Raw genomic sequence first — 20,240 nt, forward strand, 5'->3', positions numbered from 1 at the left:
CCACACGCCGCAACGACGTGCACAGAAAAGCCGATCACGGCCCCCGTCAACCATCAGCTGGGATCGAACTGTCAAGCATCACCCGGGATCGGACAAATTTTGTCCCGTAACCGCTGTTCAGAGCGATGCAACGTATTCGAGGGCGGGAGGTCGCTCAGTGGGCGGTGACGGCGATGTCCAGGAGCTGTTGGTGGAGTCCGGGGCGGGCGAACAGTGCGGCTCCGGTGTCGGTCCGGTGCTGGCCGGTGAGGTCGCTGAAGGTGCCGCCGGCTTCGTGGACGATGGGGATCAGCGCGGCGATGTCCCAGGGGCCGGCTCCAGAAGGAGGGAGGTGTCCAGCTGACCGGTCGCGACCAGGAGGGCGCCGTGGCAGGTGCCTGACCCGGTGGACGGTTTGCGGGGCGTTGGCGTAGTGGGATCCTCTGCAGTCCAATCGAGCAGCGGTCGGACCTGCTTGACGGCCCGGGCCAGCTTCGCGGCCACGGCGCGTTCCTGCTGGTTCAGTCTGGGCGGAGGCGGCCAGATACCGAGGGCTGCGTTCTGGGCACTTCCGCCCTGGGCGAGGGCCAACCGGTGCGCCGAAGCCTCTGAGTTGGAGGAGCATGGCCCTGTCCAGGAGCCCGAGTCGGGCCTGGCCCACCACCGGCGGCCCAGCGCAGGGGCGGAGGCCATGCCCAGGGTGATGCGTCCGTTGTCCTCGATGGCGATCAATGTGCCCCACTCAGGTTCGCCGGCGAGGAAGCTCGCGGTGCCGTCGATGGCGTCGATGATCCAGCGCCGCCTTCCGTGTCCTTCGGCGCCGAACTCCTCACCGATGAACGCGTCGTCGGGACGCTCCTGACGGATCAAGGAGCGAAGGACGTTTTCGATCTCCCGGTCGGCGGCAGTGACTGGGCTCCCATCGCTCTTGGTCCGGGATTCGACGGTCGCGGTCGAGAAGTAGCCACCGGAGATGGCATCCGCCCGGTCGGCCAGGCGATGAACCAGTTCCAGGTCTGCCAGGTCCGTCACGGGGCTGCCCTTCCCGCCGTGGTCCGCCGTTGAGGCTCCGGATGGAACGCGCAGACATGGTGAGATTGTCGAGGCCTGGCTGCTGTGATCACGGCGTCGGAGCCGTCCAGGATTTCCCCGTTCACCGGACTGAGCCCGCGTTGCTTTGCCAAGTTGCTGGCCGCACTACGCCGGGAGGGCGCCGACGGGGCCGGACGGGCCGACCGTGAAGCCTCCCTCTGGACGATCACGTCCTGCTGGTCACGGCCTACTGGCGTACGAACTTGACATTGCGCCGGCTTGCCCCTTGTTCGGTATCTCACGACAGCACGCCGTACTCGAAGTCAGGTACGAGTGGCAGTCGGACGCCGGCGGCGAGGGCGAGATCGGCGCCAACGATCGGCGTGTACGCAGTGCCGGGCGACGTCGAGCCGTCGAGGTCGCCGAGGTCGCCGAGGTCGCCGAGGTCGCCGAGGTCGCCGAGGATCACAGTCCCGGTCAGCCCCGGGGCCGTGACGGTCTGCCCGCCGCGGCCCTGGTCGCCGAGCACGCCGACTGGCACGCTCTCTTCCACATCGCCGTCGGCCTCGGCATCCTCGCCGTCCTGCTCGCCCTCCTCGCTGTACCGGAGTCCCCGATACACGCCGCGGGCGGGCGGCCTCGGCGATCACCTCTGCCAGCAGGCCCCCGCGTGTACTCGGTCCCACCGCTCATCCTGGTCGCCACTGCCTCGCAGCGCCGATCGACACCGCCAGCAACCACGCTTTGCAGCTTCGCACTTGAGACGTCAAGGTCTTGACCTGCGTCATGCGGAATGGTCGAATCCTGAGCACGGAAGCCGAGGTTCCCCCACACGGCGGGCTCAGCAGCCCCCGCCTCTCCCCCGGTGAGCCCGTGAGCCACGACGACGTCCCCCTTGAGGTAATAATGTCGCTCCGCGATGGCAACCCCTCCACCGCTCACGCAAGATCCGCAGCAGATCATGATCCGCTCACCGTCACCAGCCCTGATCCAACGCTGTACAACGACGACCTTGCCCCACTGCCGCACAAGAAGCGGAAATGGGGTGCGTTTGCGATCTTCAACGTCTGGTCGAGCGACATACATAGTCTCTTCGGCTACACCCTGGCCGCCACGTTGTTCACGACCTCCGGCCTGAACGGCTGGTGGGTGTTCGCCGGTATCATCCTCGCCGGGTTCATCGTGATGCTGTTGGTGAACCTGACGGGAAAGCCTAGCGTCAAGTACGGCATTCCCTACCCGGTCATGGCCCGGGCCGCCATGGGCGTACGCGGTGCGCAGTTCCCCGCGCTGGTGCGGGCCACCGTCGCCATCTTCTGGTACGGCGTGCAGACCTACTTCGCCTCCACGGCGATCGCACTGCTGATCACCGCGACCACCGGACACTCGGGCGGCGGAACCTTCCTCGGCATGAGCTCCGTCGGCTGGATTTCCTATCTCGTCGTGGCGGTGTTCCAGCTGGGACTGTTCCTGCGGGGCATCGACTGGATCACCCGCTACCTCAACTGGGCCGGCCCGCTGGTCTACATGGTCATGATCGCACTGGCGGTGATCATCTGGAATGAGGCGGGAAGCGGTCTGCTGACCGAGCTCGGCAACATCTTCGCAGGGTCCGGCGGTGACGGCAGCACGTCGGTCTCGGCGTTCGTGAGCGTGGTCGGCACGATGGTGGCCTACTTCGCCGCAGTGATCATCAATTACGGTGACTTCGCCCGGTTCGTCAAGACCGAGCGGCAGATGGCATGGGGGAACTTCATAGGACTGCCGGTCAGCCTCGCGCTCTTCTCGTACCTGGCCCTGGTCATAACCGCCGGAACGGGAGTGCTGTTCGGGAAGCCGTTGACCAACCCCTCCGACATCGTGGATCGGGTCGACAACACGTGGCTGACGGTCATCGCAGCGCTGACCTTCTTCACCGCCACGGTCGGGATCAACCTGGTTGCGAACTTCATCCCGCCCGCCTACGACCTGACCAACACGAGCCCCGACATCATCAGCGCCCGTGGCGGCGGCGTCATCACGGCGTTGGTCGCGTTCGTCGTCGGCGCGCTGTGGATACCCGTGATCAGCCACCTGGGACTCGCGAGGTTCGTGGAAACGCTGGGCGCGCTGCTTGCACCGCTCTACGGGATCATGGTGATCGACTACTACCTGATCCGAAAGCAGCGGCTCAACGTGCAGGACCTGTTCACGGACGAGCCGGGCGGCGCCTATTACTACAACAGGGGCTGGAACGTCAGGGCGCTCGCAGCGTTCGGGCTCGCCGCGATCTTCTCCGTCTCCACAGTATGGGATTCCGCGTTGCAGGACCTGACCGGGTTCGCATGGATCTTCGGGGCAGCCCTTGGCGCGGCACTGCACTACCTGTTCATGCGCCGAAGTGCCTCGGCGGGCGCACCGGTGCGCTGACGGACTAGGGACCGTTCCTGCCGATCGGTAGGAACGGCCCGATGAACATCTGGCAGAGCTCGCTGACCGGCAGTCGGCGGAACGTGTCCAGGCGGTCGCCGGCGTTGGCGCCCTGCTGGTCACAGGCATTGAAGTCGCGGCTCTCGTCGGAGAGTTGGGCCACCGTCGACTCGTTGGCCGTCACGGCACCGCTGTTGTAGGACGTGAGGAGCACAACGGCTCCTGTGCTCAGGTCGACCACCGGCGCCGGTTGCCCCGCGTGTCCCCGTCCCCCGGCGGCGACTACCGGGAGCGGCCCCCAGGTGCAGCCGCCGTCGGTGGAGCGCCGCAGCAGGACATCGACGTCCCCGGTGTCGCCGACCCCCGGGAAACGTGTTGTTCGGCGGCGGTTGGTCGTGGGATAGGCGATCCAGCGGCGACGCGCGTGAAGTTGCGGCCAGTGCCGTCAGGACGTGCTGGACGTGTGTTCTGGCCAGGCCGCGGTAGCGGGCGCGGCGCAGGCCGCAGCATGGCCGACTACGGCTTCGACATCACCTTTCCGCCGGCTGGGCAGACCTCGCCGCCGAGTGTGCCAGGAGCTCACCGCTGCTGGCGTGGTCGGCCCGACCGTGGAGCCGACCACTGCCCGGCACTACGCCGCCTACGGCCCGTGGTTACTTCGCCGTTACGGCAACGACGTCGTGTCCGCGGCTCCCGACACCATCCGCGCAGACCCAGACGAGCACCCCGAAGCAGCCGGGGCGCGAGTCTGACGTCCACGCCACCCGACCGACGACAGTCCAGCTTGCACACCAGCGGATCTGCCAACAACTCGCCACACCGACCTGTCTGAACGGCACGGCTAAGGGCTGTCCCGTCACGGCTGATCTTGATGTCATGATCTTGCCAAGCCTGGTCTGATCACGTCGTTGGAACCATCCTGGATAGCCATAGCCCTGTTCACCGGGCTTCACCCGCGGCAGTTCGGCAAGCTGGTCACTGCGATGCGGAGCGAAAGTACGGACCTGGTGCGCAAGGGCCGACCGTGGACCTGACTCTGAAAGACCGGATCCTGCTCATAGCGGCTTACTGGCGTACGAACTTGACGATGCGGCAGCTCGCCCGCTGTTCCAGGTGTCGAAGTCGGCCGCCAGCCGCATCATCGGCCACATCGGACCGTCGCTTGCGCTTCAGCCCCGTCAGCGGTTCCGTAAGGACGCCGTGCTGATCGTCGACGGCGCCCTAGGCCGTGTTTAGGTAGCGGGTGAGTCTTGGGCGGATAGTTCTTCGGCCAGTTCCATACAGCGCAGGCGGGCTGGGGAGAAGTCGTAGGGCATCTTGCCGGTGGCTTCGAGCACGCTCATGGAGTCAGCCTCCCGCCTGCCGGAGCTGAGGTCGGCCTCGTCCTCGCCGTCATCGGCGGTAGCAGGATGCAAGGTGTCCCAGGCGTCGAAGAGGGCATCGTCGTCCTTGCCCAGGCCGGACTCCTCGATGACGGCCTGCAGGGCGCTTTCGAAGGCGTGCCGCTCGACGGCCACTTGAGCCACCCGTGGATCATCGACGGCGACACTGTCATCGAGTGCCTCCTCGGCGTCATCGATGCGGTCGGAATCCTCCCGCAGAGTGGGATGCGTGGCCAGGACGACGAAGCGGGTGGCCTGGACGGCCGCGCCGAGCGGGCCGAAGATCCGCTCAGTGACCAGCAGACTGTCCAGGTCCGCCTGACGCAGGGAGCCCTCGGGCAGGCTCTTGAGGCGTTCGGTGACGAAGTCGGAGAGCAGGCCCATCCGGCTGCCTTCGATGCGCATCCGCTGCACGGCGGTCCGTTGCCGCCGCAGTTTCGCCTCCTGCTCGGCGAGGGTTTCCTCCAACCGCTCCAGGGTGCCTGCGATACCGTCTCCGCTGTTCGCACCGGCGGAAGCCGTGCCGGTGGTAAAGGCGTCACGGATGTCGTCCAGGGCGATCCCGGCGTCGGCCATCTTGCGGATCCACAGCAGGCGGATCATGTCCTCGTACCCGTAGCGGCGGCGGTCATCGCCGCCCCGCTCAGGCTCGGGGAGCAGGCCGATCTCGTGGTAATGGCGAATCGCCCGTGGCGTGCTGCCGGCGAAGGCCGCCGCGTCACCGATCTTGACCTGACGGGGTGGCATGAAAGACGAATGCATGAGCAGGGACCTTTCCTCAAGGCATCGGGACGTAAGTCCACCGGATCACATGCCGCTACGGAAGGTGCAACCCCCTACACACCGCGCCGCGCCAATGCCAGGAAATGCGCCCTTCCACCGTAATGACCGCGGGGCCGTCGTTTCCTGCTGGGGCATCTGCACGACGGCAGGCTGAGGGTTCACAGACACTGATGAATCGCCGCGACCTGAACCGTCGCCTCGAACCGAACCGCAAGTCTGTCGAACCGGGTCGCCACGGCCCGGTGCTGCTTGAGGCGGCTGATCCCGCATTCGACCGCGTGCCGGGCCTTGAACTCCTCGTGGTCGAAGAAGGGCGGACGGCCACCGCCACGTCCGCGGAGCCTGCGGTTGCGGACCTGATCGGCCGGCTCAGGAATCGTGCACCTGATGCCACGTCTGCGCAGGTAGGCGCGATTCGCGCGTGAAGAATACGCCTTATCGCCTCGCGCCCGCAGCGGGCGGCTTCTCGGCCGACCGACTCCAGGCCGGGGTACTCCGATCGCGTTCAGGACCGGCTCGAACTGTGGACTGTCACCGCGCTGCCCGGCGGTGATCAGCAGCGACAACGACTTCTGTCCCTGCTCACACGCCAGATGAATCTTCGTGGTGAACCCGCCTCGCGACCTGCCCAGTCCATGGTCTTCAGGTTCGGTGCTGACTCCGCCTGGCGCTTCCTTCTGCACAGTACCGCTTCGGCGGGCACCGGCAGCATGCTGGTGTGCCCGGCAGATGGTGGAGTCGACATTGACCTCCCAGAAGATCAGCCCGGCCGCATCAACTCTCGCCTGCAACAACGTCAGCAGCCGGGTCCACACACCCCGACGCTGCCATCTCCGGAACAGTCCATACACCGTTTGCCACGGTCCGTACTCGAACGGCGGGTCCCGCCACGGAACTCCGGTCCGAACCCGCCACCGCACACCGTCTGTCAGCCGCCAACAGCCGGGCCACCTGCGACTTATGCCGATCGCAGGCAGCAACGACTCCAGCACCGACCACTGCTCATCAGAAAGATCCCCTCGCCCCACATCTTGATCATCATCATGCAGGGCGTGCACAGGAAGCCGAACCTAAAACACGGCCTAGTGCCCACGCGGGATCAGACGGTTGCCGAGCAGTCGAAGAACTACCGGTACTCGACCAACCACCAGGTCGTCATCGACGCCGATACCCGGTTCGTCGTCGCCGTCGGCCGACCGGGCAAGGGCAACCGCAACGATTGCAAGGCGTGGGCACTTTCCGGTGTGAAGGCCGCCGTCGGCCGGGCCGCAGTCATCGCGGACGGCGGCGATCGGGGCACCGGCCTGTTCATCCCGCACCGCCGTGAACGCGGCCAGACCGAACTGCCAGCTTGGAAAGAGGAGCACAACACCTCCCACCGCAAGGTCCGGGCCCGCGTCGAGCACGTCTTCGCGCGGATTAAGGTATCGAAGATCCTTCGTGACTGCCGTCTGAAAGGCGACGGCGTTCATGCCGCCATGCTCGGCATCGCCCGGATGCACAACCTCGCCCTCACGGAGATACGAGGACCAGAAAGGCCCAGGGGAGACGGCTCCCTGCCTCCCCGACTCGGAGAATGCTCAGTCGATACAGAATTCGTTGCCCTCGATGTCCAGCATTGGGATGCACGACTCGTTTTCCTCATCGGCATACAGCGTTTGCACGTGGGTGGCGCCGAGCGCGACCAGTCGTGCGCACTCGGCTTCGAGCGTGGCGAGGCGCCCGTCCCCCACGAGCCCGGTGCCGACCCGGACGTCGAGATGCACCCGGTTCTTGACGATCTTGCCTTCGGGGACGCGCTGGAAGTACAGGCGCGGGCCCACACCTGAGGGATCACTGCAGGCGAACCATGAATCCTGCTTCTCAGTAGGCAGGGTGCGGTTGAAATCGTCCCAGGTGGTGAACCCCTCCGGTGGCGGCGGCGTGACGTACCCCAACACCTCGCACCAGAAGCGAGCGAGGCGCTCAGGTTCTGCGCAGTCAAAGGTGACTTGGAACTTCTTGATCGCTGACATCGGCGCACCGTACCGCGTACCAGGGGGACCTGCCGCTCATTTCCTCAGGCGGATCCGCCCGTCGCCCGTCGCGTCCTGGGCCGCCTTGGACACCAAGTGATCAAACCGGACAGTCCACGAGAACGACGCGACCGTGGCGGCGGAGCGCCCCAGTGGTCCCCAGGATCCAGTCCTGACCAACCGCCTTCATGCCAAGATCGGTTGTGGGACAGCCCTTACGTCGGCGATCGTGCACACCGCAAGAGCAGCAAGCTCCGCCGGACAGTGCCTAGTGGAGGATCTGGGTCGCAAGGCCGGCCGCGGTTCCTCGCGACCCGCACGAAGTCCTCCCGGAAGCGCCAGATGAACCGTCCGGGATTGGTGGGAAGCCTCCGAAGGTCGCGCACCGCTGTCGCGTCACGTGGGCCCTTGCAAGCTGCTCTGTGGGTGCAGGGCTTGGTCGGCGGTGCCGCGCGCGGGGCCGGTGAAATAGTTCGCGTCCTTGGGGCGAGAGGCGTCATGGCTGGTGGGCCGGGGAGCTGGTTCCAGGTGGGGTATGTACTTGGAGCAGTGGATGTAGGCCTCTTCCACGCTCATGTGGACCCACATCTCAGGGCTTCGCCCAGGTGCGACATCGGTGGGCAGACCAGGATGGAGGGAGCGCAGACCCGCGTCGGTGTAGAGCCGGGCCGTGCCGTTGACATGAAGTCCCACGTGGTGGTGCGTGAAATCCACGAAAAGCATGCCGAGGTGGGGATTCTCCGCCATGTTTCCGGCGCTTGCGAGCACACCGTTCCCGCGGAATTCGGGATACGCGAGCGTGTGGTCGTCGATCACGTGGACGAAACCCGGCGGCCCGGCGCGGAAGCTGGCATCACATTCCCCATGGGAGTCGGCGGTGGCCAGGAAGACCATTGCCTGACGACCGATGAAGTCCCGCATTTCGGGCGTGAGGCAGGGGCGTACCTGTTGATCGTAGAACCGGGCGGCGCGGTCGGCGGTGCCCAGTTGCTGCTGCAGTTGGTGTTCACCTGCTGATCCGAAGTGCGGCGGGGGGAAGGTCACGGGGTGTTCTCCTGGCAGTACGGGCAAGCGCTTGGCTCAGGGAATGGACAGGACGGGCGTTTCGAACGGGTCGTGATGGATGCGGTCGAGCGAGGTGCCGCCCCGTCTGAGCGTCCTGGTGGCGGCGACGACCATCGGGGCCGGGCCGCTGAGATAGGCGTCGTGCTGGTACCACGGCCCGTACTCGGCCAGAACCTCCGGCAGAGCCCCCCTGATCCCGGGGCTGTACTCCTGGGAGACCGCACCCCTGATGGTCAGCCAGTGGTGCCGCTGGGCCATCCGGAGCATGTCGTCGACCCCGTACAACTCGGCGCCGGTTCGGGCACCGAGGAACAGGTCGACCCGGTGGCGCTCGCCGCGACGGGCGACCTCTTCGACGAGCGCGCGGATCGGGGCGAGACCGGTGCCGCCGGCCACACACAGCAGGTCACTGTGGGTCGCGGCGTCCAGCACCATGTCGCCCAGCGGGGGCCCCAGTTGGATCATGTCGCCCACCGCGGCGCGGTGCACCAGCGCGCTGCTCACGGAGCCGCCGGCCACGGCGCGTACGTGAAACGTGAGGGAGCCGTCCTCACGGGGCGCGTTGGCGGGAGAGTAATAGCGCCATTGCTTCGGCCACCAGGGAGTCTCAACGCTTACGTACTGGCCGGCGGCGTATTCGTAAGGCATGTGGGGACGCACGGTGATTTCGACGATGCCGTGCCCCCGAGAGAGACGGTGTACGACCGTGGCGGGCCACACGGCGGGCCGCACCGCCTCGTCCTGCTCGGCAGCACTGATCATGAGATCGGCGACTGCGTCATACGCTTTGGTCCAGGCGGCGGCGAGGTCCACGGTCCACGCGGGGCCGGCGTAGCGGGCCAAGGAGGCGAGGAGGCAATCGCCCACGGCTGGGAAGTGCGCACGGAGCGTTCCGAACTTGCGGTGATCGCGTCCGAGGTGTCCGCAGAAGCGCGCCAGGCCCTCCGCGTCGTCGATCAGGTCCACGATGCGCAGCAGCGCGCGCAGCAGGCGGTCGCGCTGGGCGTCCATCGCCGGCGGGAACAGAGGACGGACCTCGGGGTACCGGGCGAAGAGGATCGCGTAGAAGTAAACCGTCATTTCCGTGGCGAACGGCTCGACCACCGCGACGGAGGCGCGTATGAGGTCCTGCTCGTGGGCCGACAGAGGAGCCTCGACGACGTCAGGCTCCCTGTCGTGTACCGCCGGGGTGGGCGCCGAGCGCTCCACAGGCGGGTGCGGGGATGCGCTGCTTGAGCGGTTGCTCCGGAACCTCAAGGGGCCAGAGCTCCCTCATCCGGTTTTCGAGGCTGTCCCCCGACGGCGGACCACCGGACGGCATCACCCATGAGGCCACGTCCCCGACGAGGGCTACGGGTGGGGTCTTCACGTCGTCTACGTCTCAGCAGAGCGACGTTCGGGGCGGCGACATCGGCGAGCATGAGTCCTCATCGGGGCGGCAGCGGAACCGGATCAACGGGTTCCGGACGCTACAGGACCGCATGGGCGACTTAAAGTAACTCTCGTCACATGATCTTGTTGAAGTGCTGACCGTTCGTCGGAGTGTGAGTACTCGGCCGTGGATTGTGGACGACTTGTGGGCGCTGCTTGAGTCGCTGCTACCGCTGCTGCTGCCCTGGTCGGAGCTGTCGCCCGGGGGCCGCCGCCGACGCCGGTGCCGGACCGGTTGTGTCGGCCGGGCATGCCGTACGTCCTGCCTTGGCAAAATCTGTCGCTGGAGCCGGGTCAGGCTCCAGATCCAGACCTACTGGCGCGGGCTGGAGCGGTTCCAGCAGGCCGGCGTCTCCGACGAACCGCACCGCATCCTGCTTGCCGAGCTCAATGCGGCCGGTCAACTCGACTGGCCCCGCATGAGTTCGGCAGGTGACGGAATAGTCATGCGGTATGACGATCACATGCGCCTGGCGAGGACCGAAAGGGCTGCCGGCCAGCGTAAGTTGATCGCTCCGCGCCCGGAGACGGGCTTGCCTCGGCCGAAGCCTCGATCGCCACCCCACGGCACGGCGTCCGCCGGCTGGTCGATCGGCGGCACCACCCTGACGGTGGACGCTCACTGCCGCCCGGCACGACCGGACGTTTCAGCGCGCCCGAGGGTTGGGTCTGGCACCACAGCAGACGGCCTGCTGGGTTCCGGCGATCACCGACTCATCCTCCGGTCCGGTTCGTAGGAGCACGAACTCCACGACGAGTGCGTGGAGTTGCCCGACTGCAGGGGTCATCTCCTACACCTGTTGCTGAAGAAGGACGGGACATCCCCTCAGTCGAGCTTCCGAATGTCGCGGGCGGTGAAGACGTAGACACCGGATCGGACGCTGTACACCGCCCGATCCCCTTCGATACGTTCGAACTTCGCCCCGTCGGGGACGGTCCGCGGCTTTCCGTCTCCGGTCGGTACCCGGATCTCCGCCGTGGTGTTGGGGGGCACCTCGACCCTGAGCCGGAAGACGCCGTGCTGTCGGGTCCATTCGGTGGACACCTCACCGTGTGGGGTCCGGTAGCTGCCCTCCACGTGCGTGAGGTCGCCGACCGGCCTCGGGTCGATCACGAGGTGGCGGTAGCCGACACCTCCCCGCGGCCGGCGTATGCCGGCGAGGCCGCTGTGGAACCACTCCTCGATCTGAAGGAGGATCATGTGGTTCTTGGAGGCGCCGATGTCCCAGGTCTCGGGGATGGTCGTCAGCCCGCCCGGGTTGGCCGCAGTGGGTTGCATGAAGTAGCCGTAGCTGGGGCGGGTGTCCTCCTGGAGCACGTCCCACAGGACGTCGTCACGGCCGCCTTCGTGCAGCGCCCTGACGATGGGTGCCAGGCCGATGGTCCCTCCGCCGAAGTGAGGTCCGCCGCCGAACGGCCGGTGGGCGTGGACGAGTTCGACCAACGCGTCGAGTACCTTCGTGCGCTCGCTGTCCGGGACGAGCCCCTCGTCGAGGGCCAGCGCCTGGGCGGCCTGGGTCGCTCCGGCGCCGCCTTGGTCGCCCTCTGCCGTATAGCGTCCGAGGGACCTGTTGTAGAAGGCGTCGTTGAAGGCGTTCTTGATGTTGGTGGCGAGACTGCGGTAGTCGGCGGCATCGGCCGTGCGCCCGAGCAGCTCGGCCATGCGGGCCATCCGGTCGGCGACCTGGTGGTAGCCCCAGGTCCCCGTGATCCGGCCCGAGGTCACCTCGCTGGAGATCCAGTCGGCCAGGGCGCCGTCCACGATGTGGGCGTCCGCGCCGGTGCCCGCCTTCCTGGTGCGGAGGTAGGTGAGGAAGGCCTGCATCTGGGGGTAGTAGCGGGCCATGGTCCGGGTTTCGCCGTACGTCTCGTACAGGAACCATGGTGTCAGGACGACGCCGTTGCCCCAGTTGATCTCGTCGCCGAAGCGGCCTGTGTAACCCCAGTCGTACACAGGCGCCTTGAGGGCCACGTTGCCGATGTTGTCACCCGTCTTCGACTGCCCTTCCGCCAGGTGCCGTTCCATCGTGCGCAGGAAGGCGTCGTAGCCGAAGGTGCGGTGCAGTGAGCCGAAGGGCTGAAGGTAGTCCGCGGGGTAGGCGAGCTTTTCACGGCCGGGACAGTCCGTGAAGGTCGACATGACGTTGCTCATGATCGAGTACCGGGACATGCGGTGGATGCGGTTGATCCGCTCGTTCGACGTCTGTATGGAGCCCGCGGCCGGCACATCCGCGTGGATCTGGAGGCCGGTGACGGTGTCCCGGGTGGGGGTGTATCCCTCGGGCAGGCCGGTGACCTGGACCCACTGCATGCCGAAGTAGTGGAACTGCGGGTGCCAGGTCTCGCCGCGGGCTGCGCCGTAGGTGGTGTAGGCGGCGAAGACGTCGGTTCCGCGGGAGGGGCCGCCGCCTCTGATGGAGGCCTGGTTGACGGTGCCGTCCTCGTTGAGCGACTCGGCGGGTTGCAGCTTCACGGTGGTTCCGGCGGGGGCCCGCCGGTCGACGTGGAGCCGGGGCCAGCCGGCGAAGTTCTGCCCGAAGTCGAAGACCCAGACGCCGGGCTGGGGTTGCTTGACGCTGACGGGTCGCAGGGTGTCGACGATCTTGAGCGGTTCGGCGTTCCGCCAGACCAGCTCGGTGGTCAGGTTGGGAGGCGGGGCCATGCCGGCGCTGGTCCACCCCATGGCTGTGCCGTCGCGGCGCTCGGCCGTAGCGCTCAGGTCCGCTCCCGGGGCCGTCCAGGCGGATTGCTCCCGCCGGGCGTCGTAGTCGGAGCCGGAGTACCAGTTGGCGGTGGTCGTGGGGCCGAGGGCCGTCTTCCACGAGCGGTCGGTGACGATGGTCTGCACGGTGCCGTCGGCCTTCGTCACCTCCAGGCGGGCGATGAGCCGCGGGGAGACGGCGGCGCCCGCGCTGGGGTCGGTGCCGGCGAGCGAGTTGCCCGAGCCGGACACGGCCGCCCCGTCGCCGTGACCCGAGGACAGTGCCGGAGTGAAGGAGATGCCGGTGCCGTCGGCGCCCGCGGTGCCCACGGCGGTGATGGTCCGCGATTCCAGCCGTTCTCCCCCGTCACCGGTGTCGATGTTGACGGTGCCGCCGACGTGGAAGTTGGCCACACTGCTCACCTTGACAGTGGTGGCACCCCGGTCCGCGGCGCCGACCAGGCTGCCCGTGCCCTTGAACTGGCTCTGCCACCAGCTGTACGGGGCGGTGCGACCGGTTGCGGCGTTGGTGACGGATCGTGTCACCAACGCCGTGCCGTGGCCCAGTTCCATACCGAGCGTGTTGTCGCCGGGCCGTACGAGGTGCGTGACGTCGTAGGCCCGGTACTCGACCGACAGCTGGTAGTTGGAGTTGCCCGGTGCGAGCACCTCGTCGGTGACCGGTTCGCCGTTGAGCCGGGCCACGTGGAGGCCGATGCCGGACACGTACAGACGTGCCCTGGTGACGTGTCCAGCGCGCCCGTCCACCCGGAAGGCCCGGGCGAAGACGGGCAGAGGCTGGTCGACGGCGCGTCCGGGGTACTCGATCCATCGAGCGGCACCCCAGTCGGAGCGCCGGAGAAGGCCCATCTCCCACGACGCGGGGCGGCTCCACGGCGTCGCACCAGCGTTGGATCCCCATGCTCGTACCTGCCACACCACGCGGTCTCGGGAGCGGAGTACGGGGCCCCTCCAGGCGATGTCGGTCTGGGCGGCGGAGCGAACCGTGCCGCTGTCCCACAGCAACCGGCCCGCTTCCAGGTCGCGCCTCGTGCGTGCCGCCCGAATTTGGTACGCGGTCTGAGTCCATGCGTCCTCGGCCCGAACGACCCTCCAGCTCAGGCGAGGTGAGGGGTCGTCGACACCGATCGGATCGTCCTCGCGGGCATCGACGGCGAGGCCCACGATCTGAGTGGCCCTTCCACTGCCCTGCTGCTGGGCATACGCACCCTGCGCGGGGAAACCGGGGGCCACGGGCAGCGCCATGCCCCCAGCAGAGGCGGCCATCGTACCGACCACACGTCTGCGGCTCGGGGAACCGTTCAGCTCTTCTGGCATGCGAGATCTCCCGACTCAACGCATTGAAACGTTTCAAACAGTCGCCGAACGAAGGTTCGGATTCGGGGCATGACGGGCCTTTTCTCCAGCGGGTCGCGAGCACCCGCAGGCTCGCTCCACATGGGTCTGCGGCGCCGAGCCTGCGATGGGTAACGTTACCCACGATGTGCGGCAGACCTTAGAGTTACCGCCGTGTGACGTCAAGAACCCGTCACCAGGCCCCTTTCGGCCTCGCCGAGCGGTCGACCGATGCGCCGGCACAGGCCGGACTACGATGTCCGCACAGGTCGGTGCGGGTGCGAGCAGAGCCGGGAGGACCGCTGAACAAGGTCACGATTCGGGACGTCGCCGAGTCCGCGCGGGTGTCCCAGTCCTCTGTGTCGAACTACTTCCACAAGCCCCACAAGCTCTCGGAAGCCACCAGGGAGCGGATTCGGCAGGCGGTGGAGACGCTCGGGTTCGTGCCCAACGACGCGGCACGCATGCTGCGCACCGGAGCGAGCCCGGTCATCGGCTATGTGGCGTTCGAACTCGCGAGCGCCACCACCCCGGAGATCGCGACCGCCATCGAGCAGCGGGTGTCCGCCGAGGGCATGTATCTGTTGATGGCCAACGACACGGGATCACGGCAGCGCGAGCGGGAGTATCTCCAGCTCTTCGAGCAGCAGCGGGTCGCGGGGATCATCATCTCGCCCGTCGGCGACGTGGAGAACGAGCTGGCGCGCCTGCGCCGACGTGGTATCGCCAGCGTGCTGAGTGCTCGTCACGCCCGGTCCGCCTCTCAGGCGTCCGTGTCGATCGATCACGTCGCCGGTGCCCGTCTCGCCGTGCGCCATCTCGTCGAGCTCGGCCGCCGGAGGATCGGTTTCGTCGCCTCCTCGCTGGACCTCCAGCAGATCGCCGACCGGCAGCGGGGGGCGCTGTCCGTGATCGAGCAGGCACCGGATGTCTCCCTGGAGCTCATCTCCGTCCCCGAGCGATCGGTGGAGGCCGGGATCGCCTGCGCCGACCGTCTCGCGCTCCGCGCTCCCAGCGACCGGCCCGATGCGCTCTTCTGCGCCAACGATCTGCTCGCCATCGGCATCATCCAGTCCTTCGTGGCGAGCGGGCACGTCCGCGTGCCGGAGGACATCGCGGTGATGGGTTACGACGACATCGAGTTCGCCCAGTCGACCGTCGTCCCCCTGAGCACCGTACGCACGCCGCACGCGCAGTTGGGAGCAGCCGCGGCGAAGCTGCTGTTCGACGAGATCACCGCACTCCGCGCCACCGAAGGCGTAGAGGTCAGGGAGGCGGCTCCTCAGATCGAGTTCACCCCCGAGCTCGTCGTGCGCCGCTCCACCACCGGGGCCTGACACCACCGGCCTCCCGAGTCGGACCGTCCACTTCGCGCGATTGAATCGATTTACCATTTTACTTGCGATCCCCTTGACGACTCCAAGGGCCTACGTGCTCCCATAGCCGCGTCGCTGGTAAATCGTATTACCACCCCTGCCCGGCTAGGGTCGCGGGTGAAGAACGGAGAACCTCATGGCGGAGCTGACGAGAACGTCGCCGCTGCTCGACCGCAGGCACTGGATGCTGGCCGTGGCCGCGGGCATGGCGTCTTTCCTGGACTCGGGGGCCATCATCTCGGTCGGTCTGGGGCTGGCTCTCTGGAAGGAGAGCTTCGGCCTGAGCGTCTGGACCGTCGGGGTGCTGGGCTCGGCGCTGACCTTGTTCATCGCCGTCGGAGCACTGACCGGCGGACGACTCGCCGACCTCGTCGGCCGAGGACGGGTCTTCTCCCTGACCATCCTCCTGTACGCCGCGGCCGCGCTGGCCGTCGCGTGCGCACCCAACGCCGCAGTGCTGGTCGCCGGGGTCATCGTGATCGGGGTGGCGGCCGGGGCCGATCTTCCGACCTCGATCGCCGTGCTGTCCGAAAGGGCACCCGCCGGCACGGAGGGGCGGCTGGTCGCCTTCACCCACGTGATGTGGACCGCCGGTGTGGTCGTCACCACGCTGCTGGGCTTCGCCGTGTCCGGACTGGGCACGTTCGGTATCCGCCTGATCTTCGTGATCCTGTCCGCCCTCGCTGTCGGGACCTTCGCGTTCCGCGCCTTCTACCCGGCGTTTCGGGAACTGGAGGCCGAAGCAGAGAACCGGCACACCGAGAAGGGCGTCGACCCCTCCGCGGCACTGCCTCTACGCACGTTGTTCCGCGAGCGGCGCTTCGCCGTCATGATCACCACGACCGCGCTGTTCTATCTGTTCTTCACCCTTGTCGCGAACACCTTCGGCTCGTTCAAGACCTACTTCCTCGTCACCGTCGGGGGCACCTCCCAGACCACGGCGACCGCTCTGTCCTTCTGCACCACCCTCATCGGTCTGGCAGGCACGATCGTCTTCACCCGGATCGCCGACACGAAATGGCGCAGCCGCTTCTTCGCCGCCGGAGTAGCGGTGTTCACCACGTGCCAGATACTGATCGCCGTCACGGGTGGCAGCGTCCTGCCCGTGATGATCGCCGCGCTCGTCCTGTACAACATCGCGTTCCCGTTCGTCGGCGAAGCGCTGTACAAGATCTGGACCCAGGAGTCGTTCCCGGTCAACGCACGCGCGACCGTCCAGGGCGCCACGATGGCCGTGGCACGCTTCGCCGCCGCCGCCTTCGCCCTGGTCACTCCGGCGCTCATCGACTGGAGCCCGTCGGGGCTCTTCTCCTTGCTCACCCTCTTCGCGCTCGTCTCGGGGGCCATCGGCATGCTGATCATCCGTCGCTCACGCGTCCCACGGTCGGCTTCCGCGGCCCCGGGTGTCCCGTCCGCCACCGCCACGGGATCTGCGCGATGACCGCCGACGACCAGACCCCGCACGTCCAGGACGTACGCGTCGGATGGACCGACGAACCCTTCGTCCCGGACTGCCGTCCCCCGCTGACCTGGAAGACCACGACCGAACTGCCGTCGTGGACACAACAGGCAGCCGACATCTCGATCACCCGCGACGGCGTGACATCCGCGGCCACCGTCCACGGACCGGACTCCGTCCTCGTGGACTGGCCTTTCGAGCCCCTGCGTCCTGGCGAGAGCGCCCTTGTCCGTGTACGAGTGCACGGCACCGGCAACTCGACGTCCCCCTGGAGCACCGGCACCCAGGTCACGGCCGGGTTCCTCGCCACGGACACCTGGCAGGCCCGCTTCGTCGGCTCGGGTACCGAGGAGCCCCACCTGCTGCGGGGCACGTTCGACGTGCGCGGCCCGGTGCGCCGCGCGCTGCTCCACTCCACCGCGTTCGGCGCTTACGACATCCAGGTCAACGGCGCCCCGGTCGACGACGCGGAACTCAAGCCCGGCTGGACGAGCTATCAGTGGCGCCTGCACCTCGATGTCGCGGACGTCACCGAGCATCTCCGCCCTGGCCCGAACGCTCTGGGGATCACCCTCACCGGCGGCTGGTACACCGAGCGGTACGGATTCAGGGACGCCTCGCGCCGCTTCTACGAAGGCTCCCCCGCCGCGGCCGCCCAGCTCACCCTGGAATACGAGGACGGCTCCGTGGACACCGTCGTCACCGACGAGGACTGGCGCTGGTCCCGGGGACCAGTGGTGTCCGCAAGCCTCTACCAGGGCGAGACCTACGACGCCCGGTTGGAGATCCCCGACTGGTCGGCACCGTCGTTCGACGTGTCCGCCTGGGCACCGGTGAAACTGATCGCGGTCCCGGACGCCACACCGACCATGCGCCTCCTGCCGCCGGTCCGAGTCATCGAACACCTCCCGGTCCAGCAGATGCTGACCACGCCGAGCGGCAAGACAATCCTCGACTTCGGGCAGAACCTGGTCGGCCGCCTCCGCATCCGGCTCCGGGGCGAGCGAGGGCACACCGTGACGCTGCGCCACGCGGAAGTACTGGAGCACGGAGAACTCGGCACCCGCCCCCTGCGCAACGCCGCCGCGACCGACCAGTACGTGCTCAGCGGGGCGGGGGAAGAGGTGTGGGAACCCAAGTGGACCTTTCACGGCTTCCGTTATGTCCAGGTGGACGACTGGCCGGGGCCCTTGGCCCTCGATGACGTCTCGGCCGCCGTCCTGCACACCGACATGCCGAGAAGGGGCGGATTCACCACCAGCCACGCGCTCCTCCAGCGCTTCCACGACAACGTGGTCTGGGGTATGCGCGGCAACTTCCTCTCGATTCCCACCGATTGCCCTCAGCGCGACGAGCGCCTCGGCTGGACGGGAGACATCCAGGTCTTCGCCCCGGCCGCGGCGTTCCTGTACGACTGCGACGCCTTCCTGCGGTCCTGGCTGGAGGACGTCGTACAGGAGCAGCGGGCCGCGGACGGCGTGGTGCCGATGGTCGTCCCGGCCGTGATTCCCCAGGTGCCGGGACTGTTCCAGCCGGTCGCGGCCTGGGGAGACGCGATCACGGTGGTGCCCACCGTCCTGTGGGAGCGATTCGGCGACCGGGATGTCCTTCAGCGCTGCTACGAGGCCATGGCCGCGTGGGTCGAGGTCGTGCGATCCCGGACGGGGTCCCTGCTGTGGGAGGAAGGGCTTCAGTTCGGTGACTGGCTGGACCCGGACGCGCCGCCGGAACGCCCGGGCGACGCCAAGACCGACGCCGGCGTCGTGGCCACCGCCTACTTCTTCCGCTCGGCGGACCTGACGGCCAGAGCGGCCGCCCTGCTCGGCCGGGACGCCGACGCCCGCCGTTACGCGGACCTCGCCGCACGCATCGCCGACGCCTTCCGCAGTGCGTACGTCACACCGCGCGGACGCATGATGTCCGACGCGCCGACCGCCTATGCCCTGACGATCGTCTTCGGCCTCGCCCAACCAGGTCAACGCCAGGAACTGGGCGATCGCCTCAGGGATCTCGTCCGCGCGGCCGGCTACCGCATCACGACCGGCTTCGTCGGCACCCCCATCATCTGCGAGGCACTGGCCTCCACCGGCCACACCGACGCGGCTTCACGGCTGTTGCTCCAGACCGAATGCCCCTCCTGGCTCTACCCGGTGACCATGGGTGCCACCACGGTGTGGGAGCGCTGGGACTCGATGCTCGACGACGGCTCGATCAACCCCGGCCAGATGACGTCGTTCAACCACTACGCCCTGGGCGCCGTGGCCGACTGGCTCCACCGGCGCGTCGCCGGTCTCGGGCCGCTGGAACCCGGATACCGCGTCATCCACATCGCCCCCACCGTGCTCAACGACCTCGACGACGCCTCGGCATGGCACGAGACGCCGTACGGACAAGCCTGTGCGGGATGGCGGCGCGAGGGTGTCCGAGTGCGCTTCCACGCTCAGATACCGCCGAACACACGGGCCGTGGTGGAACTGCCCTCCGGCGCCCGCCACGAGATCGGCAGCGGTACCCACACCTGGGTCGAGGACCATCCACAGCCCTTCGGCCTCCGGGACCGGCTGAGCCTCGGCAGCAGCCTCGCCGCCATCATCGACGATCAACGGGCTTACCAGGCCGTCCTCGAAGCGATCCGCGGCATCGACCCGTCCCGAGCGGACACCTTCCGGCGCACCACCCGGTGGAGAGCGGGCCGAGCTCTGCGGGAGCCCCTGGACAAGGCTCCATTGGAGGTCCTCGCAGCAGTCGAAACGGCCCTCGCCGTCCTGCCGGCCGGAGACGACCGCGCCTGAGCGGACTGGGCGCCACCGTGGTCGCGGTGGCGCCCAGTCGGTCAGTGAGTGACGGTCAGCTGTCGACCCCCAGGGTCAGCGTCCCGAGGTACCCGGAGGACGTGGAGCTCCCCAGGGCCGTCGGGGTCAGCAGGCCGGACGCGGCGCCCCCGCCGTCGTAGATGGCGTCCTGAGCGAGGGTGGTGCGGGGCACCGTGTTGCCCGAGTACGGGGAGAGTCTCGCGACAGCCGTCGTGACCGACTCCGTGGAGTAGAGCTGACCGGTGTGGATCTCCCTGCCGCCGGTGAACTGGCCGTCGGGGGTGACCGTGACGCCGGTGTGGACCTTGACGTGGATGTGGACGCAGCGGCCGCGTACCAGCCGGGGTAGACCGTGGTGATCGCCGCGACGCCGCTGGAGTTGGTGAGGACTCCGCCGTGCAGGAAGATGCCGTTGTCCGGTTCGCGGCGCCGCCAACCG

The 20,240-nt window shown here is 67.7% G+C and carries 12 protein-coding genes and 6 pseudogenes; 7 read left to right on the forward strand and 11 right to left on the reverse strand.

Translation table 11 applies throughout. The annotated features are described in order from the left end of the window. Positions 1 to 154 precede the first annotated feature (154 nt). Positions 155 to 373, reverse strand: coding sequence for an inositol monophosphatase family protein (locus AB0959_RS48965; protein WP_366833496.1), 219 nt, complete (start codon positions 371 to 373; stop codon positions 155 to 157). Further along, positions 289 to 1,011 carry an inositol monophosphatase family protein gene (locus AB0959_RS48970; protein ID WP_366833466.1) on the reverse strand — a complete coding sequence of 241 codons (723 nt, stop codon included), beginning with the start codon at positions 1,009 to 1,011 and terminating at the stop codon, positions 289 to 291. Before AB0959_RS48970 ends, AB0959_RS48965 begins: the two co-directional genes overlap by 85 nt. 75 nt (positions 1,012 to 1,086) lie before the next feature. Here AB0959_RS48970 and AB0959_RS48975 point away from each other — a divergent pair. After that, positions 1,087 to 1,298, forward strand: a pseudogene (locus tag AB0959_RS48975) (IS5/IS1182 family transposase); the annotation flags it as partial. 14 nt (positions 1,299 to 1,312) lie between these two features. Here AB0959_RS48975 and AB0959_RS48980 read toward each other — a convergent pair. Then, positions 1,313 to 1,438 (reverse strand): annotated as a pseudogene (locus AB0959_RS48980) (pirin family protein); the annotation flags it as partial. Positions 1,439 to 1,884: 446 nt separating this feature from the next. Here AB0959_RS48980 and AB0959_RS48985 point away from each other — a divergent pair. After that, positions 1,885 to 3,420 (forward strand): NCS1 family nucleobase:cation symporter-1, encoded by a 1,536-nt coding sequence (locus tag AB0959_RS48985; protein ID WP_366833467.1) that lies wholly within the window; start codon positions 1,885 to 1,887, stop codon positions 3,418 to 3,420. A gap of 178 nt (positions 3,421 to 3,598) precedes the next feature. Here the strand turns inward: AB0959_RS48985 and AB0959_RS48990 are convergent. Next, positions 3,599 to 3,784 (reverse strand): annotated as a pseudogene (locus AB0959_RS48990) (sialidase family protein); the annotation flags it as partial. A gap of 532 nt (positions 3,785 to 4,316) precedes the next feature. Between AB0959_RS48990 and AB0959_RS48995 the strand changes: the two are divergent. Continuing rightward, a pseudogene (locus tag AB0959_RS48995) lies at positions 4,317 to 4,644 on the forward strand (transposase family protein); the annotation flags it as partial. 8 nt (positions 4,645 to 4,652) lie between these two features. Here AB0959_RS48995 and AB0959_RS49000 read toward each other — a convergent pair. Further along, positions 4,653 to 5,564 (reverse strand): MerR family transcriptional regulator, encoded by a 912-nt coding sequence (locus AB0959_RS49000; protein ID WP_366833468.1) that lies wholly within the window; start codon positions 5,562 to 5,564, stop codon positions 4,653 to 4,655. 179 nt (positions 5,565 to 5,743) lie between these two features. Next, positions 5,744 to 6,613, reverse strand: a complete 870-nt coding sequence (locus AB0959_RS49005; RefSeq protein ID WP_366833497.1) for an IS5 family transposase — start codon at positions 6,611 to 6,613, stop codon at positions 5,744 to 5,746. Between the two features lie 54 nt (positions 6,614 to 6,667). Between AB0959_RS49005 and AB0959_RS49010 the strand changes: the two are divergent. Next, positions 6,668 to 7,099, forward strand: a pseudogene (locus tag AB0959_RS49010) (transposase); the annotation flags it as partial. Positions 7,100 to 7,165: 66 nt separating this feature from the next. Here AB0959_RS49010 and AB0959_RS49015 read toward each other — a convergent pair. The 4 genes from AB0959_RS49015 to AB0959_RS49030 form a co-directional block, all read right to left on the reverse strand. After that, on the reverse strand, positions 7,166 to 7,600 hold the full coding sequence (locus tag AB0959_RS49015; RefSeq protein ID WP_366833469.1) for a VOC family protein: 435 nt from the start codon (positions 7,598 to 7,600) through the stop codon (positions 7,166 to 7,168). A gap of 396 nt (positions 7,601 to 7,996) precedes the next feature. After that, complete coding sequence (locus tag AB0959_RS49020) at positions 7,997 to 8,644, reverse strand: pyridoxamine 5'-phosphate oxidase family protein (protein WP_366833470.1); 648 nt, start codon at positions 8,642 to 8,644, stop codon at positions 7,997 to 7,999. 36 nt (positions 8,645 to 8,680) lie between these two features. Beyond that, positions 8,681 to 9,922: a globin domain-containing protein gene (locus tag AB0959_RS49025; RefSeq protein ID WP_366833471.1), complete on the reverse strand. Its 1,242-nt coding sequence runs from the start codon at positions 9,920 to 9,922 to the stop codon at positions 8,681 to 8,683. Positions 9,923 to 10,922: 1,000 nt separating this feature from the next. Further along, complete coding sequence (locus tag AB0959_RS49030) at positions 10,923 to 14,063, reverse strand: family 78 glycoside hydrolase catalytic domain (RefSeq protein WP_366833472.1); 3,141 nt, start codon at positions 14,061 to 14,063, stop codon at positions 10,923 to 10,925. Between the two features lie 368 nt (positions 14,064 to 14,431). Between AB0959_RS49030 and AB0959_RS49035 the strand changes: the two genes are divergently transcribed. The 3 genes from AB0959_RS49035 (at position 14,432) to AB0959_RS49045 (ending at position 19,780) form a co-directional block, all read left to right on the forward strand. Continuing rightward, entirely contained in the window at positions 14,432 to 15,490 is a 1,059-nt protein-coding gene (locus tag AB0959_RS49035) for a LacI family DNA-binding transcriptional regulator (RefSeq protein ID WP_366833474.1), read from the forward strand. 175 nt (positions 15,491 to 15,665) lie between these two features. After that, complete coding sequence (locus AB0959_RS49040) at positions 15,666 to 16,970, forward strand: MFS transporter (protein WP_366833475.1); 1,305 nt, start codon at positions 15,666 to 15,668, stop codon at positions 16,968 to 16,970. After that, on the forward strand, positions 16,967 to 19,780 hold the full coding sequence (locus AB0959_RS49045; protein WP_366833476.1) for a family 78 glycoside hydrolase catalytic domain: 2,814 nt from the start codon (positions 16,967 to 16,969) through the stop codon (positions 19,778 to 19,780). Before AB0959_RS49040 ends, AB0959_RS49045 begins: the two co-directional genes overlap by 4 nt. Before the next feature lie 55 nt (positions 19,781 to 19,835). On the opposite strand, the pseudogene AB0959_RS49050 reads toward AB0959_RS49045, so the two are convergent. Then, positions 19,836 to 20,224, reverse strand: a pseudogene (locus tag AB0959_RS49050) (protocatechuate dioxygenase); the annotation flags it as partial. Positions 20,225 to 20,240 lie beyond the last annotated feature (16 nt).

The organism is Streptomyces sp. NPDC046862 (assembly GCF_040704615.1).
GTDB lineage: Bacteria > Actinomycetota > Actinomycetes > Streptomycetales > Streptomycetaceae > Streptomyces.